Raw genomic sequence first — 15584 nt, 5'->3', positions numbered from 1 at the left:
AGTCGGGAGTGCACAACTTCCAAAATAGCCGACAACCCATCAATGATCGCCGGCTACGCACATCGGCGTAAACACATCGCTCGCTTTTCTCTGCAGGTAAGCCAAGATTTCCGTGTAGCGAACGGAATCTTGTTCCCCGCTGGAGGTCAGAATCTTAGAGGACAGCGAAACCAGAGGGGCCTTTGCGCCAGCACGTTCCTGGGTTCGCGTATCCAAACGCTTCTGGCATCCGTAATAGGAAGTGAAAGACAAAAACCGGCAAGGAGACGCATTGCAAACGAAAGTGCTGACGCTCAAACTCGTCGTATTCCTCGCAACCATGAACGCCATTTCGGTTCTGGCACAAAATGCACAGCACCATCCACCCAACTCTTCTAGCCGAGCGACTGAGACCACGATCGAACAAATGCCAGCAAAGCTCGAAACTCAGTTCGCGCTAAGCGCATTGCCTCCGGCCATGCGAGACCCAACCACCGTTTATGTTCTTGACCCTAACAAGGGCTATCAACTGTCCAGGCAGGGGACGAACGGTGTGACCTGTCTTGTAGAGCGCACTGCGTGGGAGCAGGCTAATTTTCGCAATGACATCTATGTCCCTCTCTGCTACGACGCGAAGGGCTCAAAGACCTTCTTGAAAGTCATTATGGAAGTGGCTGAGCTTCGCATTCAAGGAATGACTCCCGATGCTTTGAAGGCTGAAATTGAAAATCGTTACAAGAACAAGACCTATCACCTTCCGGACAAACCAGGATTGTCTTACATGATCGCGCCGGTCATGCGCACATGGATGATGCCTGACTGGCAAGTCCATACCATGCCCATGCCTCACCTGATGTTCTACGCTCCGAACATGAAAAACGAAGACATTGGAGCCCTTCCAAATTCCAATGTTCTATATCCGTTCATCTTCAAAGAGGGAATCGCCGAGCAGAGCTACATGATCCAGCTTATCGGAGCGTCAGAAAAGACGAGGATCCCGGCTGACGAGAAGCCTCTTCTTCATGATCTCTGCGCCTTCCGCGACGTTCTTTGCCTCGCGAACAAGGAGCAGTGACCTGATCGAGCGCTAGGACGCAAGCTTCGTGCCGGAGATCGAGCGGGCTTGGGTAACATATCAAATGGCAGCGACAGCTAGGGCAAAAGGAGCGCCTCATGAATAAACAGAATTTCACGACTACCATTTCGGTGGATCAGACTCCGGAAGAGGTCTTCGCTGCCATCAATAATGTTCATGGATGGTGGTCAGGGGAAATCGAGGGCCATACAGACAAACTCGGCGCCGAGTTCACGTACCGTTACAAAGATGTGCACCGTTCCAAACAAAAGGTCGCAGAACTTATTCCTGGCAAAAGAGTCGTGTGGCACGTGTTAGACAGTGATCTTAGTTTTGTGACGCGCAAGAGCGAGTGGAACAGCACGGACATTGTTTTTGACATTTCGGAAAAAGATGGCAAAACGGAGGTTCGCTTTACGCATGTTGGTCTAGTACCGCAATATGAATGTTATGGTGGCTGCTCAAACGCATGGGGCAATCTCATAACCGGCAATTTGCGCAACCTGATCACCACGGGTAAAGCTCAGCCCGACGCGTTCGCATAGGCAGAAAAATCAAAAGAGTGGATGTCGCCCTGCGCATATGCCATGTACATGAATGGTCCGACCGCGATCAGTGTTCCTGGAAAATTCGACACGCGTTACCTCGCGTTCCTTGAAACGATTACGAGTCTTCGCCCGAGCCTGCACCATTATTGCTCACGAATGACCGGATCGGTCATGGACGGCGAAGACGTTGTCCAGGAAGCTTTGTTCGAGGCTTATCGGAAGCTGGAGCAGTTCGACGACAGCCGACCCCTGAAACCGTGGCTGTTCCGGATCGCGCACAATCGTTCTGTAGACTTTCTGCGCAGACGTGAAGTCCGGGCTGAGGCGGAACAAGGCGTTCTCATGTCCGACGCGGTAGAACCTGCGGAGCCGGCAGTTCTCGGTCTGGGCAGCGCGGTTGAACGTCTGGTGACCAGCCTGCCTCCGAAGGAGCGCGCATGCGTCCTTCTGAAGGACGTATTTGATTACTCGCTTGACGAGATTGCCGAGCTGGTCGATTCCACTGTCGGAGGCGTGAAGGCAGCGCTCAACCGCGGACGAACAAAGCTAACTGCATCCTCTTTTCCGGCGAAATTGCCTCCAGGCCCGAGCCCAGAGTTGGCACGCATCATGCAGCTCTATGTGGATCGCTTTAATCGGCGCGACTGGGACGGGGTCCGTGAACTGATTAGTGCTGACGCCCGGCTCAACGTCGCCGAAAGGTTTGCAGGAAAGTTCGCGGACGCGCCGTATTTCTTCAATTATGACAACTGGCCTTGGCCCTGGAAATTGGCTGTCGGTGAAGTGGACGATGAACCGGTGGTGGCCATTCTCCGACGGGATGCGGATGCGTGGACGCCTCATTCCATCATTCGTATTAACCTGATCGGCGAGAAGATTCAAGAGATCGTGGACTACATTCATTGCCCATGGATCATCTCGGCCGCCGCCTCTGTGTCTGTAGCCGAGACGACCTAATTGCAGGTAGCGACGCTCGACGGCCTAAGCAAACTAAATCGACAAATCAATATCGTGGCTGATTTCTTTGTTTCGGGATTCAGTATTGAAATATTTGAGTGCCGAGTCGTCGGTCTCGTGGTCATGGCGTTTTAAGAGCTACCTCCCGGCTCCAAGGGCCAGGCCGCACTCTCCTCATATTCCATGGGATCGCAGAAGCCTTCGGTTTGCACGCCGACTTGGCGTAGAGCGTCCAAGGCCATCAACCGGCGATGCGCGTTGAATGTCAAACATCCTCCGTAAGACGCAGTGTAGATGGGGAACACGGCCTTGCAAAGCAAAAATCGAATCACTATAGTATTTACAACTGTAGTGATAAAAGAACAGTCGAGAGTGTTCGTGAACCTTTCCTTGGACAGCTACATTCTGGATGTACTAATGCGTGATCTCACCGAATATGAAAAGCGACCCTCAGCGTTTCTTGTTTACCTGCATGTGTGGAGACGGAGCCTGGCTGCGGGTCAGAAAGTCGCGTCGTTGAGCTACCAGGAGATAGCGGAAGGCACGGGATTGTCGAAGTCCGCTGTGCAAAGCGCTGTGAGGCTCCTCAAGAGGCGAAGGCTAATCTACGTTTCATTGAAGAACCCGACTGCTACTCCGATCTATAGAGCAGAACGTCCTTGGATTCGGCGAAAGCAAGGCTAACGGGCGGCCCCAACAGCCCAGCAGCGTTTTATGCAGTAATCCTAAGTCATTCGATGCTGTAGTCGAAGGTATAGGAATGCTTCCCGTCGGGGGCAATGATGATGTCCATCTTGCCGGTGATCCCCTTAAGTTCGCCCGTTCCCGAGTCAGGGACGACGATAATAGACAGATCTGGGACACCACGGGTCATGGTCGCGCTGTGTTGCAGTGCGAAGCTACCTCCGAGTCCTTTGAGTGTGCCGGTTACGCGCTCGATAGCGACGTAGCCGGCCGAACCCTTGACCTGGGTCTGGGCCGCGATCATCTCGCCCTTGCTGGTCGCATTTAGGTCACCGTGGAACTGCTTGTCGATGGTCATCCGGCCGAGATTCGCGGCTTTCGCGACCTCGCTATCCGGTTGTTGGGGCGTCAACTTCACGTCGAAGGGACCGCTGGCGTGCTGTGTCATGTGAGTTCTCTCCTGATGAACTTCATTTAACTTTGCTGAATTCCTCTGCGCACATGCGCACCCGACGAATACAAAAGCAATACTCAAGATAAGTCGTAGCGGGACATGAAACGCTCGTGCCGCGGAGCGCCATATTGAGCCCGTATCGTTTGTGGGATATAAGTGGTTCATTGCACGTACCTTCCTAGTCGCAACACTGTAATGAGTGTGCCAAGAGCATGATTGGAAAAACGCGACGGCGAAAAAAGGCCACGGTTGAAGAGATATTCGACGCCGAGCTGGGCAGGGCGCGAGGAATCTTGAGGTGGCCGCCGCCTACCGGACAATTCAGGCATATGAGACGACGCCCGCCGGCAGATCTTGAGCCTTGGATCGATGTTTATTGGATGGTAACGTGGGACCTTCCTCACCCATTTCTGCAGGAGACGCTGCCCCACCCTAATGTCCACCTGATTTTCGAGAATGGCAGAGCGGTGGTCGGCGGCGTTTCCACGAAGAAATTTTCACGTGTACTCGAAGGGAAATCGGGAGTGTTCGGTGTCCGATTCAGGCCAGGCGGGTTCCGCCCATTCATGAATGCCCAGGTGGCGACGCTTTTGGATCGCGTGGTCTCGGCGAAGCGGGTATTCGGCGCTGACATCGAGAAAATCGAGGATCTCTGGCGGGCATCGGCGTGGCAAGAAGACAAGATGATCGGAGCTGCCAATACATTCTTCCGCGGACGTTTGCCGGAAACAGATAAATCGTTGCAAGGGGCTGATCGAATAGTGAAAAAGATCCTCGAGGACCGCGAGATCAAGACGGTTGACGACCTGGTGGCCCGAACCGGAATCGAGAAGCGTGCCCTGCAACGGACCTTCAAAGAGTACGTCGGCGTCAATCCCAAGTGGGTAATCCGGCGCTATCGCTTACATGAATTGTTGGAGAGATTCAACGCAGGTCAGCCTCCAGATTGGGCGCAAATCGCGCTCGAGCTTGGATACTTTGATCAAGCGCATCTGATCAATGACTTCAAATCGATCACGGGGCAATCGCCGACCCAGTACCGCGACGAGTTATTGGCAGAATGACGCTTAGCCGTGTAATTCGATGCTTGACCTGCGAACTTACGGCGCTGCAACTGCAAGAGAGTTGGGCGACCAAGCTGCCGAAGGGCGAACGTGAATCAAATCATCCTCTGAGTTTCGTGTGCGACGTGTTCAGAGTCTTCGAAAAATCTGTCCACGTCTGTCCAGAATCTCTTGCCCACGTCTGCTCACTGCCGATCACGGGCAGAGGTCATTATTTCTCTGTCCAATCACTGTCCAATAAGGCTTACTCAGGGCGCTGAAACCGTTTTTGGACGCCGTCTGTGCCGTTCATTCTCATTAAGTTACGGTTTCAATCACCACTGTCACGGCAGAGGCCCCGCGGGTTCGAGTCCCCTCCCCGCCATTCTTTTCGAGAGGGGCCACTAGGAACGTTCAAAATGTTGCCGTGAACAAGGCTGGGGTTGCAATTCGAGGGTTTACATTAGGCCAAAACTGGCGTGATTGAGCAAGAATTAGACGGTTGAAGCACCACTTAAATGATTGAGTAGCAACGAAATTGGCTCTGTACCCCCAAGTTCGGGACCAAGGGGTCGGAGGTTCAAGTCCTCTCTCCCCGACCATTACTTTCAACAGCTTACGATCTCTTGATTGCTCGCAACTACGTCTCAAGTGAGCCCTTGGTGGGTCTTGATTGGGTGCCCCAGACCAAGTGTGTGGGCACAACAGACTTAGGCGGCGCCGACCATAGAACTTGGGACACCCATAAGAATATAAGGTGGGTGAAAAATAAAGGAGGATCTCTCCGGAGATCACGAAAATTGCGGCTCTTCTACAAATGCGGAGGCTGTTGAGCCCTCGGGCTAGCGCCAGGGGATCAGAGATTCAAGGTCCGCAACAGTCCCGGAGGCACAGCAACCCAGCCCAAACGTGGTCGGACTCCGGACACCACGAGCAGCAAATAAATCAGTGCGGCATTTAGCCGCAGCACCACCAATAGGGTCACTTCGGCGACGGCAACGCTGAGCCACGCGATCTCGCGGATGTGGGAACGACGGATTAAGCGCTGCAGCACGAGCTTGCGCTCGAAGTCATCAGCAGCAGGCGCGTCCAGCGGAGCGGAAACCCCAATCTTCAATGAACACCCGCATTCTTTCCCGAGGAGTTTTGTGCGATTTGCGGCGATGAGGACTTTTCCGAATTACTCACATTGATTTCATCAACACGACGACGCTAACATTTGAGGCCACGCTTTTGCCTGAAGTTGAAGGTGAGACTGATAAGGGCAAGTGTGCTGAGTAATGTTCGTAGATCTGCTTGGTAAGTTGGAAGGACAGGGGCATTCCATGGGCACTTCAATGGAGAATATCGACTCTAAATCTGTTTGGCTTGTAACAGCCCGGGCACTGGGTCTGCTTATTGGAGAATGCCTTCTCTTCTCGATCGGCCTAACCGCACAGACTGCGGGAAAACCCATGGATTTACCCCCAGAAGTTGCGAGTCGGCTTGCTCCGGGCGTCTCGGCTCTGAAGTCGGGCGATCTTGATACAGCCCAAAACATTTTCGCCAGCGCTTTGCGACAAGGGATCAAGCATCCGCTGATCTTTCATAATCTAGGCGTGATTGAACAGGAGCGGGGCAATCATCAACAGGCGATTGCGCGGTTTCGGGAAGCGATAGCGTTGCAGCCGGACTATGCCCCTTCTCGCCTCTTGCTCGGCTCAAGCCTGCTCGCAATCGGACGAAATGCGGAAGCAGTGCGCGAGCTCAAACGCGCCGCTGTGCTCATGCCGCAACAGCCGCAAGCTCACCTGCAGTTGGCAAAAGCATACGAGGCCGCGAATAACTGGATCGCAGCGGTGCTGGAACGGCAGACCGTTGTACAGTTGTCTCCTGCTGAGCCGGAATACTCGTATCAATTAGGCCGGGCGTGGACGAAGCTCTTCGAGTGGTCGTATCAGCAGATCCTTGATGTGAATCCCAAGTCGGCACGGTTGCAGCAGGCGTTAGGCCAGGAATATGCGGGTCAGGAAAAGTATGATCTTGCCCTCGACGCCTATAAAAAGGCCGCGCTCGCAGATCCAAACCTACCGGAAATCCATCTCGGAATAGCATTGATCTACCTGGAACTGAAGAGATTTGATGAAGCGCTGGAGAATATCAATCTTGAGTTGAGGCTGGAGCCCGAAAGCAAAACCGCGGCCGAAGCCAAACAAAAGATCGAAGCTGCGAAGAGTGCATCATCGTCCAGTTGAAAACTCAGTACGATGATTCAAAGATACAGGACCACGCGGCGAACGCTCGCGATCTTGGTGCTACTGAGCGCCTCGTTGTCATCGGCTCAGCCGTCGCAATCGTCCACAACTCCGCCGGCCGATAGTCGACTCGCAACTATCCCGCATGATGTTTCTAGCTTAGGCCTTGGTGCTGCTCAGCGTGCGCTGCTTGAGCAGGAGATCGAGAAACGGGAATATAAACCCGCTGAGCAACTCCTCGTAGATGAAGCTAATCGCGATCCTACTTCGATTCGCGCCGCCCGCTTATTGGAGGCGGCCGGGGGCATTTTTTTTCTCGACGGCCAATACCTCAACTCAGCTATCGCGTGGAAAAAAGCGGAAGCAATTGCTCCGCTCGACGAGCGCAGCAGCTTTACTCTGGCGATGGCATACGTTAAGCTCGGCCGGCAAGACTGGGCCCGTCAGCAGATGGAAAGACTCGCAACCGCAAAACCTGACGACGTCCTATACAGATATTGGCTGGCCCGCTTCGATTACGATGCCCACAATTACGCTTCGGCTATCACTCGGCTGCAAACCATAGTCAAGATTGATCCCAAAATGGTCCGAGCATATGACCTGCTCGGTCTCTGTTACGACTACTTGGGACAACTTGATGCCGCAGTGAAGAACTACAATCGCGCAATTGAACTGAATCGGCTCCAGGCGAAGCCATCTCCGTGGCCACACGTCGATTTGGCTGCCTCTCTAATTGCGATGAACCAGCTTACGGATGCGGAAAATAGGTTAAGAGAAGCGTTAAGCTATGATGCCGCTCTTCCGCAGGCTCACTATCAGTTGGGCCGAGTGCTGGAAATGCAGGGGCGATACAGCGAGGCGGTGCAGCCGCTTCAACAAGCTTCTACACTTGACCAAACGTACGCTGAGCCGCATTACTTACTGGGACGAATCTATCAAAAGCTCGGAGACACCAAGTCGGCGAAGCTGGAGATCGACCGATTTCAAGAGATCAAAAAGAAACAGAATTCAGTTAAATAAATTCCGGCGCCAAGCAGGGAGTGAATGACAGGCTTGCCAAAAAAACAACGCCGTCTGATTGTGCATCAGACGGCGCCTGCAAAACCGCGAACTGCCCGTTAGAACTCCAACCTTCCCGCGATCTGGATAGTCCGCGGAGAACTTACTCCACGGGTCCACTTCCCGAAATCGCTGCGACTGATGTCGTTGTTGAAGGCGAAGCTCGAACCTTGGTTGTTCACGTTGGCTGCGTCGAAGAAGTAGTGATTGTTAAAGGCGTTAAAGAACTGAAAACGAAGCTGGAAGTTTAGCTTCTCCATAAGTTTCGTGTTCTTGGTAAGTGCAAAGTCAAGATTTTTCGAGTTCGGCCCACGGAATCCTGAGATGCGAGAGCCAACACCCGTATAACCGAATGCCGAGAAGTTAGAGACCGGTTCGAACGCGTTGATGTCAAGGAGCGGTGCGCAGCCAGGGTTATTGGCAGCGCAACCTTTGTTGGGGTTGTAGTCGTTCGGATCCTGCAGGAACGGATTCTTGCCCGGCAGAACTCCTACCAGGCAGGATTGCCTGAACTGAGGAACGACGCCGCACGTACCAGATCGGAACCACATTGGGGTGCCGCGCGACCAGTGTATGAGCGGGCTTATCTGCCAGCCGCCCACGAGTGCATTCACCGCGCCGCCCTGATTTGCGAAGCGCTTGCCCTGTCCAAATGGAAGTTCGTATACAAAGGCGGCCGAGAGTACTTGCGGAACATCATCCGACGAAATCGAACGAGCGCGCCGCTTCTCGAATGGCGAGATTACTCCTTGAGTAGCATTCCACGAGCCACCAAGCTGCTGCGTGTTGTCCGAAGCGTCGGAGATCAGCTTCGACGCTGTGTAAGACACAAGCATATACAGCCCACGGCTATAGCGTTTTTCGGCCTTCACCTGGAATGAATGATAGATGGAGTTACCGTGGTTCTCATTCAGTCCTTGTAGGGGTCCGCAGAATTGCGGGAAGGGCAGCAGCGCCTGAGCGACTGTAGGCGAGCAACCGCCCCCGCTGATCAGCTGTTGCGCCCAACCAGCATACGGGGCAGGCACTCCGTCCTTAGACGTGTCAGTCACCGCAAAAGTGTCGCCCAGCTTGGTCCCCAGCGCTTTGATGTTGGCAGCGAACGGATTCAGAACGTTCACTGGTTCGAGGCTCGAAGTGAGCCGCGTGCCTTTGTTGCCGACATAGGCCACGCTGAACGAGACGTTGTCAGGAAGTTCGCGCTCAATGGTTAAGTTCCATTGCTGCGAGTAAGGACGACGGTTCGCGTCCACCGGCCGGTAGGCACTGCCGTTGCCATTGGCGGCAGTCGGAATCTTGCCATTGTCAAATGCAGACGAGATGAACGGTGGAGGAGTAAATGCCGGCACTCCCTGATCCAGGAAGAATGCTGGATCGATTCCGTTGCCGCCCGAGCCAATCGGTCCACTGGTAGAAAAATTGTCCTTGAGGTTGAATCCATCCAGCGCCATTCCACCGCCCCAGCCTGGATAAAACGCTTGGGCGAAGAATACTCCGTAGCCGGCGCGAACGACCGTCTTCTGGTCCCACGAATAGGCGACGCCAATACGTGGGGCAAAGCCTTTCTTCCACGGTTCTTCCGGAAAATCGCTGCCGAAACTCGACGCTCCAAACGAGTTGCCAGCGAATGCTAATCGACCCGCACGTCCGCCAGCAGCAGGATTGGTTCCGACAAGATCGATAAAGGAGAAGCGATCATATTTTTCCCGCGACGGTGAGTAGTAGTCCCATCGCAATCCGTAGTTGAAGGTGAGTTTGGGAGTTATCTTCCACGAGTCGTTTCCATGGAAGGCATACACCCACTGCCTCGGATACCAGCTGCTCACCGTTCGATAATCTACTGAGCCTCCTGCGACTGCTCCCAGCAGGAAGCTAGCAACAGGGCTGCCGCTCGTGAGGGTACCGGCCGCCGCCGTGGTGTCTCGGGTGAAGTTGTAGGTTCCCGACTCGTTGGCTCGATTGGTGATATTGCCTTGCACGTTTCGCCATTCACCACCAAAGGTTATCGTGTGGCTTCCGATGACGCGCGTAGCGATATCGTTCAGCACCCAGGTTGGGCGAGTGGTTCTGCTATTAGCGTTGTTGGATATCTGGGTAAATCCGTCGCTAAACGTAAACGCAGGTAGTCGCGCTGCGCTCGCTGCATTCTTAACCTGCGGCAGCTTTCCTATCTGGTCTAAGTTTAAGACCGTGTCTCCCTCGTTTCGATTGAGGTATCCCCACGTGACGTGATTGGTCATTTTGGGAGAGAACACGTGTTCCCAATTGAAACGCATGATAGGGGAATTCTGCAGATTCGTTGTTCTGTCGTTGGCTATGGCCGCAGGAAGCGAGGAAGCAAAGTTCTGGCCTACGAATTGGCGCCAGAAGGTGAAATAGAACTTGTCGCTCTCCCCGTAGTTATGATCAATGCGGAACATATACACGTTGCTGTTCGACGTGAGCGTATCTGGCACTGGTCGAGAGAGCGTGTAGTTGTTCGTTGCTGCCGCATTTGTTGGCGTCGGTAACAAAGCCATATAGGCGGTAGCAATCGGGCTGAAACAAGCTGCGGGAATCTTGTTACCGGGAAATTGTTGTCCCGGGGCGACGGCTCCGAGTGCTGACTGGCATCCGGCGCTAATGCCTTTTGGAACATAGACAGGAATCACGGCGCCTGCGGAGTTCACCCAGTCAGTGAAGTCGCCAGCCCTCTCCTTGATAGAAGGGATTGAAAGGGTTGGAACTGAAGAGCCGCCGGCGAGATGGTAGGACTCCCAGTTGAAATAGAAATACGACTTGTGCTTCGAGGTGCCTTCGTAGATTTTCGGAATCTTGATCGGCCCGCCGAAGTTCGCACCAAAGTTGTGCTCGTTGTCCGGCGGACGCTGATCGCAACCTGGCTTCGTCGCGGGACATGGATTGGCGTTCCAAGGCTTCGCGTTTAGTGCCTTGTTTCGCGCGTACTCAAAGATTGCCCCGTGATAGCTGTTACTTCCCGATTTCGTAACCACTGCCACTTGAGCAGAGGTGGAGCCGCCATATTGGGCATCGTAGTTTGAGGCGATGACCTTTACTTCCTGAACCATGTCCGGCGACATCTGGAAATCCTGGTGGATGGAAACCATGCCGCTTTGGCTCATAAAGCCTTCCTGCATCGTAGCGCCGTCCATGAGCGCCTCATCACCCGACTCCACTCCACCATTGATGCGCGCCTGGAATGCTTGATTTGAACTTCCCGTCGTTACGCCCGGCTCGAGTACCACCAACGCTGCCGCAGAACGCGGTTTACCTTCGACAGTCAGTGGCAAAGCTTTCAGGGTCTCGGGATCGATGCCGCCCTGAACAGTCGCGTTGTCGTAGTTGAGGAGAGTAGTGTCAGCCGAAACCGAGACAGTTTCTGTCTGCGAACCTACCTTGAGAGCAGCGTCCACGTGACCGGCCTGGTTGATGGTCAACACAATGTCTTTCTGCAAGTACGTCGAAAACCCGATTTTGGAAACCTTCAAATCGTAGGTTCCTGGAACCAAATTGCGGAAGGTGTACTCCCCTCTTTCATTCGACGTTGACTTCGCCTCGAAGCCACTGGCTGCGTTCGTGAGGGTCAAGTCGGCGCCCGGCATGACAGCGCCGGAGGGATCGGTCACGATGCCGCTCAGCGTGGCATTTGTGCCTTGTGGAAAAGCGTGAGCGGCGAAGACGAACAGCGCAACGCCAAGTGCCAAAACGAAACAGAATACCGAGCGTGTCTGTCGGAGTTCTCTCACGGACATGGTGGTCTCCTCACAGTTGAGGCCCGTCGCGAGATCTTCGGGTGCCCTAGCGTTTGGCGAAGATCCAACACGAGGGGCTGGCGGATACTGTTCTACTGATTTTTGGTTGTCAACATCGTTCTTCTTAACATTCCATTCAGAAGAACTGAACGATCGCTGACTGCTGGAACTTGGGGGCCGGCAACACATGCGCAAGCGTTTGCCGCAAGCGCTTGCGTCTGGCAAGCTAAGCCTCATCGAGAGTAGTTGTCAAGTGTTTTTACGGTCTCGGGTGGGGTGCTGGTAATGGCTTTTGATCAGCGGACCTGGAAGCCGAGCGGGAATCACGGGCGCAGGCTTGCTCTATGCGTGCTCGGGTACCTCTGGAGTGGCGGAAGAACCGCCCGCAGCCGCGGCGACTAAAGAATGCGCTCTGCGCATCGGGGCGGTTGACTGACGGATCACCAGGTGCGTCTCCAAAATGTACTCGGCACCTGCGTGACGTTTCGACCGCAGCATACGGCCGAGCGCTTCATAGGCCAGATCCCCGAGTCGATCACGCGACACGCTGATGGTCGTGAGGGGTGGATGAGATAGTTGGGACCAGTAGATGTCATCAAATCCCACTACGGAAACGTCGTCGGGAACCCTGACTCCAGCCTTGTCTAGTGCGCGAAGCGCCCCGATCGCGGTGAGATCGTTGCTGCATAGAAGGGCTGTGGGCAACGCACGAACCTGCAGTAACGTGTGTACCGCGGAGATTCCACCATCCACTTTGTGGTTGCCGTCGATGGTGCGGTAAGAGCGCACGCCACATCTTCGCAAGGCATCAATAAAGGCCGTCCGACGCGTAACGGACGACCGTAAGTTCATAGGGCCCGCGATGAAAGCGAAGTCTGAATGACCGTGATCGTGCAGGTGATTGATTGCCTGAAAGATGCCACGGGAATAGTCGATACGAAGGTTACTTGTGAGCGTTTGAACTGTGCCGAGATCGAGAAAAACCACCGCAACGTGGTTTGCCGCAAGTTCTTTTGCCAATGCCGGACTAAACTCTGAAGTCATTACTGCGACACCCCGCACTTTGTTCTCGATCATTCTCTTTACGGCTGTTTCCGTGCGGGCGGAGTCATAATTCGTGTTGCAGAGGAGAAGATCGAATCCTTGTTCGAGCGACCGAGTTTCGAAGCTCTTGATGATGTCGGGAAAGAATGGATTTCCGACATCGGACACGATTAGACCGAAGAAATCACTTTTGCCTCTCGCCAGCAGCCGCGCATGCGCATTCTTGTAGAAATTCAGTTCTTGAATTGCCTTAAGTACCTCGCGCCGGGTCTCCGGAGCGACCGGTCTGGTCTTGTTGATGACGTGGGAGACGGTGGTTACCGACACGCCGACCCGCTCGGCTACGTCTTTCATTCGAGACGTCGTTCGAAGTTCCTTACTTGACATGCCACTTATACCCATCGCCCGCCCCTACACTTGTCAGGGGGAGGACCGGCTTGTCTAGGGACAAGCCGAAGCGTTGAAGTGATTTCCGCATAGACATCGCTGAGCCTGAACGGCAGGGGGAGCGTGCACAACTTCGAAAAGCGATGCTCGAGACATCTGCCTCTACAAATCGGTTTTCTGATTTGACACCGAAGCCCGCAAATAGTATCAAGGCGCAACCGTTTACCGCAACCGCTTGCGTGTTTAAATTTTGCTAATTCCGTGCCCCAGTGGAGGCAATCACTTTGATTACGTCCGGAAGATTCACCCGATCAGCCTGCCGCTTGCTGGAGACAACCCTCCTGTTCATTGTCATTGTTCCGCTGGTCTATGGGCAGGTTGATACTCCAAAAGCGACGGAAGACGTCGTCATCCGAATGGGCAATTATCTCACTCGCATTTCGAAGGATACGTTTGTGATTTCCGTTAGCCGCGGAGAAGAACTGATCTTTGAGACAGGGCGCCCGGGAGACGCGGCTACGAGTCTCGAATTTTCCAGAGATGAGAAGCCACAGCATGTAACCAAGCTGACACGCGTCGAGAAGAATGGGAATACCTACATTCTTTCTTACGACACTACACACAAGGATGTTGTCGCCCGCGTCGAGCTACAGGCGGAAGAAAACGTCCTGCACGTGAAATCGTGGATTCTTGATGGGTCGGCGTCCCCTACGCCCAACGCTGCAGTGCGCCTTGCCCCCTCTGGTGATTGGTTTGGAGGTGGGTTTCAAGGATGGCGTGATCCTCTGGTGCTTCCTGTGAATGACGCTCACATCAGAAAGAAATGGTTCCTCGCCGATGGAAATACACAGGGAACGCCATTTTGGTACTCGACAAAAGGCGTCGGAGTTTGGATTCGCACTCCATTCGATTTCAAGTACAGCGTGAACGAAGAAGCCAGCGGCAAACGTGACGGACTCCTCAGAATCGAAATGCCCAACTCTTCAGAGCTCCGTTACGACATTCTGCTCGACAGCGACTTGAATGTTCTATTGCGTCGTATCATTAAGGAAATCGGATATCCAGCGAAAACTCCTCCTGCAGACTATTTCAGACTACCGATCTACACGACCTGGGTGGAGCACAAGACTGAAGTCTCGCAGCAAAAAGTGATCGAGTACGCAAACAACATTCACAACAACAAGTTGCCTTGCGGAGTAATTGAGATCGATGACCGATGGGAGAATCACTATGGGGATACTGAGTTCGATTCGGCGAAATTTCCCGATCCCAAAGCCATGGTCTCGACCTTGCACGGGCTGGGATACAAGGTAACGTTGTGGGTGCACCCATTCGTCAATCCCGACTCGCGAACCTTTCGCGACCACCAGGACGACGGCTTATTGATGCGAGATCATTCGGGAAAGCTTATGCTCACGCGCTGGTGGAATGGACCTGCAACCATCTGGGACGTGAGCAATCCCAAAGCCTCGGCTGAATTTCGGCGACGGCTGCATGACCTTCAATCCCAGTATGGTTTCGACGGCTTTAAGTTCGACGGCGCCGACGTGAACTTCATGGGAACTGATGCTGTGCCCCTCAATAACATCACTAACGCGCAGTACTCCGATGTCTATAACAAAGAGGCGACAGCCCAATTCATCTATAACGAAACCCGGGTGGGAGTTTATTCGCAGCCGCTTGGCATCGTACAGAGACTGATCGATAAGCATTCGGTTTGGACGAACATGAATGGCCTGCAATCGCTTATTCCAGAGGCAATCTTGTCGTCCGTCCGCGGGTTTCAATACTTGATGCCCGACATGGTTGGTGGAAATCAGTACGACAATGACAAGATCGACAAGGAGCTGATCATTCGCTGGGCGCAGGCTTCGGCACTGATGCCTTTGCTGCAGTTTTCCTGGGGTCCATGGCATTTCGACCGGGAAGCTATCGACCGAGCGCGCGAAGCGAGCGAATTGCACATCGAGTTCGCTCCCTACATTTTCGAACTCGCCACGCGTGCGCGCACAACCGGCGAACCGATTCTTGCGCCTCTTTGGTATCACGCTCCCAAGGATTCAGATACTTACAGAATCGTGGACGAATACATGGTTGGTGGAGATGTTGTGGTTGCGCCCGTAGTCACCAAAGAGGCCTCCAGCCGCGATGTTTACTTGCCGGCGGGCCATTGGCGCGATTACAACACCGGTGAATCGCTGCAAGGCGGAAAGTGGCTGCGTGGCTATTCTGCACCGCTCAACAGATTGCCTCTGTTTGTCAGGGACAGTTCACCTTTGATACAGCAGCTCAAAATCAAGGCAGGCAACTAGCTGTTTACGGTGAGCATTGGAAGCATGGAGTACCAGATTGAACAACCAACTGAATT

The 15584-nt window shown here is 53.8% G+C and carries 13 protein-coding genes; 8 read left to right on the top strand and 5 right to left on the bottom strand.

All coding sequences use genetic code 11. The annotated features are described in order from the left end of the window. Positions 1 to 39: 39 nt before the first annotated feature. A complete protein-coding gene (locus tag DMG62_03450) occupies positions 40 to 252 on the bottom strand; it encodes a hypothetical protein (GenBank protein ID PYY24358.1) in 213 nt (70 codons plus the stop codon). Positions 253 to 271: 19 nt separating this feature from the next. Here DMG62_03450 and DMG62_03445 point away from each other — a divergent pair, with 19 nt between their 5' ends. The 4 genes from DMG62_03445 (at position 272) to DMG62_03430 (ending at position 3243) form a co-directional block, all read left to right on the top strand. Next, the gene (locus DMG62_03445) at positions 272 to 1054 is read left to right on the top strand and encodes a hypothetical protein (protein ID PYY24357.1); all 783 of its coding nucleotides are present in this window, start codon (positions 272 to 274) and stop codon (positions 1052 to 1054) included. 98 nt (positions 1055 to 1152) lie between these two features. Further along, the gene (locus tag DMG62_03440; GenBank protein PYY24356.1) at positions 1153 to 1599 is read left to right on the top strand and encodes an ATPase; all 447 of its coding nucleotides are present in this window, start codon (positions 1153 to 1155) and stop codon (positions 1597 to 1599) included. A gap of 48 nt (positions 1600 to 1647) precedes the next feature. Further along, entirely contained in the window at positions 1648 to 2559 is a 912-nt protein-coding gene (locus DMG62_03435; protein PYY24414.1) for an RNA polymerase subunit sigma-70, read from the top strand. Positions 2560 to 2853: 294 nt separating this feature from the next. Beyond that, positions 2854 to 3243: a helix-turn-helix domain-containing protein gene (locus DMG62_03430; GenBank protein ID PYY24355.1), complete on the top strand. Its 390-nt coding sequence runs from the start codon at positions 2854 to 2856 to the stop codon at positions 3241 to 3243. A 46-nt stretch (positions 3244 to 3289) separates the two neighbouring features. Here DMG62_03430 and DMG62_03425 read toward each other — a convergent pair whose 3' ends face one another. Continuing rightward, positions 3290 to 3691, bottom strand: coding sequence for a DUF3224 domain-containing protein (locus DMG62_03425; protein PYY24354.1), 402 nt, complete (start codon positions 3689 to 3691; stop codon positions 3290 to 3292). A gap of 218 nt (positions 3692 to 3909) precedes the next feature. Here DMG62_03425 and DMG62_03420 point away from each other — a divergent pair, with 218 nt between their 5' ends. Continuing rightward, a complete protein-coding gene (locus tag DMG62_03420) occupies positions 3910 to 4761 on the top strand; it encodes an AraC family transcriptional regulator (protein ID PYY24353.1) in 852 nt (283 codons plus the stop codon). A gap of 835 nt (positions 4762 to 5596) precedes the next feature. On the opposite strand, the gene DMG62_03415 is transcribed toward DMG62_03420, so the two are convergent. Beyond that, positions 5597 to 5857 carry a hypothetical protein gene (locus DMG62_03415; protein ID PYY24352.1) on the bottom strand — a complete coding sequence of 87 codons (261 nt, stop codon included), beginning with the start codon at positions 5855 to 5857 and terminating at the stop codon, positions 5597 to 5599. 163 nt (positions 5858 to 6020) lie between these two features. On the opposite strand from DMG62_03415, the gene DMG62_03410 reads away from it, so the two are divergent. Further along, a complete protein-coding gene (locus DMG62_03410; GenBank protein ID PYY24351.1) occupies positions 6021 to 6974 on the top strand; it encodes a hypothetical protein in 954 nt (317 codons plus the stop codon). Between the two features lie 12 nt (positions 6975 to 6986). Continuing rightward, positions 6987 to 7994: a hypothetical protein gene (locus DMG62_03405; protein ID PYY24350.1), complete on the top strand. Its 1008-nt coding sequence runs from the start codon at positions 6987 to 6989 to the stop codon at positions 7992 to 7994. A gap of 98 nt (positions 7995 to 8092) precedes the next feature. Here the strand turns inward: DMG62_03405 and DMG62_03400 are convergent, their stop codons facing one another. Continuing rightward, positions 8093 to 12022, bottom strand: a complete 3930-nt coding sequence (locus DMG62_03400; protein ID PYY24349.1) for a hypothetical protein — start codon at positions 12020 to 12022, stop codon at positions 8093 to 8095. 105 nt (positions 12023 to 12127) lie between these two features. Beyond that, complete coding sequence (locus tag DMG62_03395) at positions 12128 to 13231, bottom strand: LacI family transcriptional regulator (GenBank protein ID PYY24348.1); 1104 nt, start codon at positions 13229 to 13231, stop codon at positions 12128 to 12130. A 308-nt stretch (positions 13232 to 13539) separates the two neighbouring features. On the opposite strand from DMG62_03395, the gene DMG62_03390 reads away from it, so the two are divergent. Beyond that, complete coding sequence (locus tag DMG62_03390) at positions 13540 to 15528, top strand: hypothetical protein (protein PYY24347.1); 1989 nt, start codon at positions 13540 to 13542, stop codon at positions 15526 to 15528. Positions 15529 to 15584: the final 56 nt, after the last annotated feature.

The organism is Acidobacteriota bacterium (assembly GCA_003225175.1).
Taxonomy (GTDB): Bacteria; Acidobacteriota; Terriglobia; order Terriglobales; family Acidobacteriaceae; genus Gp1-AA112.
This window is presented reverse-complemented; position numbering and strand designations above follow the sequence as displayed.

Bases quoted from the DNA above. Each gene is read 5' to 3' on its own strand.
- DMG62_03440 (PYY24356.1), top strand. From the start codon at position 1,153: ATGAATAAACAGAATTTCACGACTACCATTTCGGTGGATCAGACTCCG.
- DMG62_03435 (PYY24414.1), top strand. From the start codon at position 1,648: ATGAATGGTCCGACCGCGATCAGTGTTCCTGGAAAATTCGACACGCGT.
- DMG62_03430 (PYY24355.1), top strand. From the start codon at position 2,854: ATGGGGAACACGGCCTTGCAAAGCAAAAATCGAATCACTATAGTATTT.
- DMG62_03425 (PYY24354.1), bottom strand. From the start codon at position 3,691: ATGACACAGCACGCCAGCGGTCCCTTCGACGTGAAGTTGACGCCCCAA.
- DMG62_03420 (PYY24353.1), top strand. From the start codon at position 3,910: ATGATTGGAAAAACGCGACGGCGAAAAAAGGCCACGGTTGAAGAGATA.
- DMG62_03410 (PYY24351.1), top strand. From the start codon at position 6,021: ATGTTCGTAGATCTGCTTGGTAAGTTGGAAGGACAGGGGCATTCCATG.
- DMG62_03405 (PYY24350.1), top strand. From the start codon at position 6,987: ATGATTCAAAGATACAGGACCACGCGGCGAACGCTCGCGATCTTGGTG.
- DMG62_03400 (PYY24349.1), bottom strand. From the start codon at position 12,022: ATGAGGCTTAGCTTGCCAGACGCAAGCGCTTGCGGCAAACGCTTGCGC.
- DMG62_03395 (PYY24348.1), bottom strand. From the start codon at position 13,231: ATGGGTATAAGTGGCATGTCAAGTAAGGAACTTCGAACGACGTCTCGA.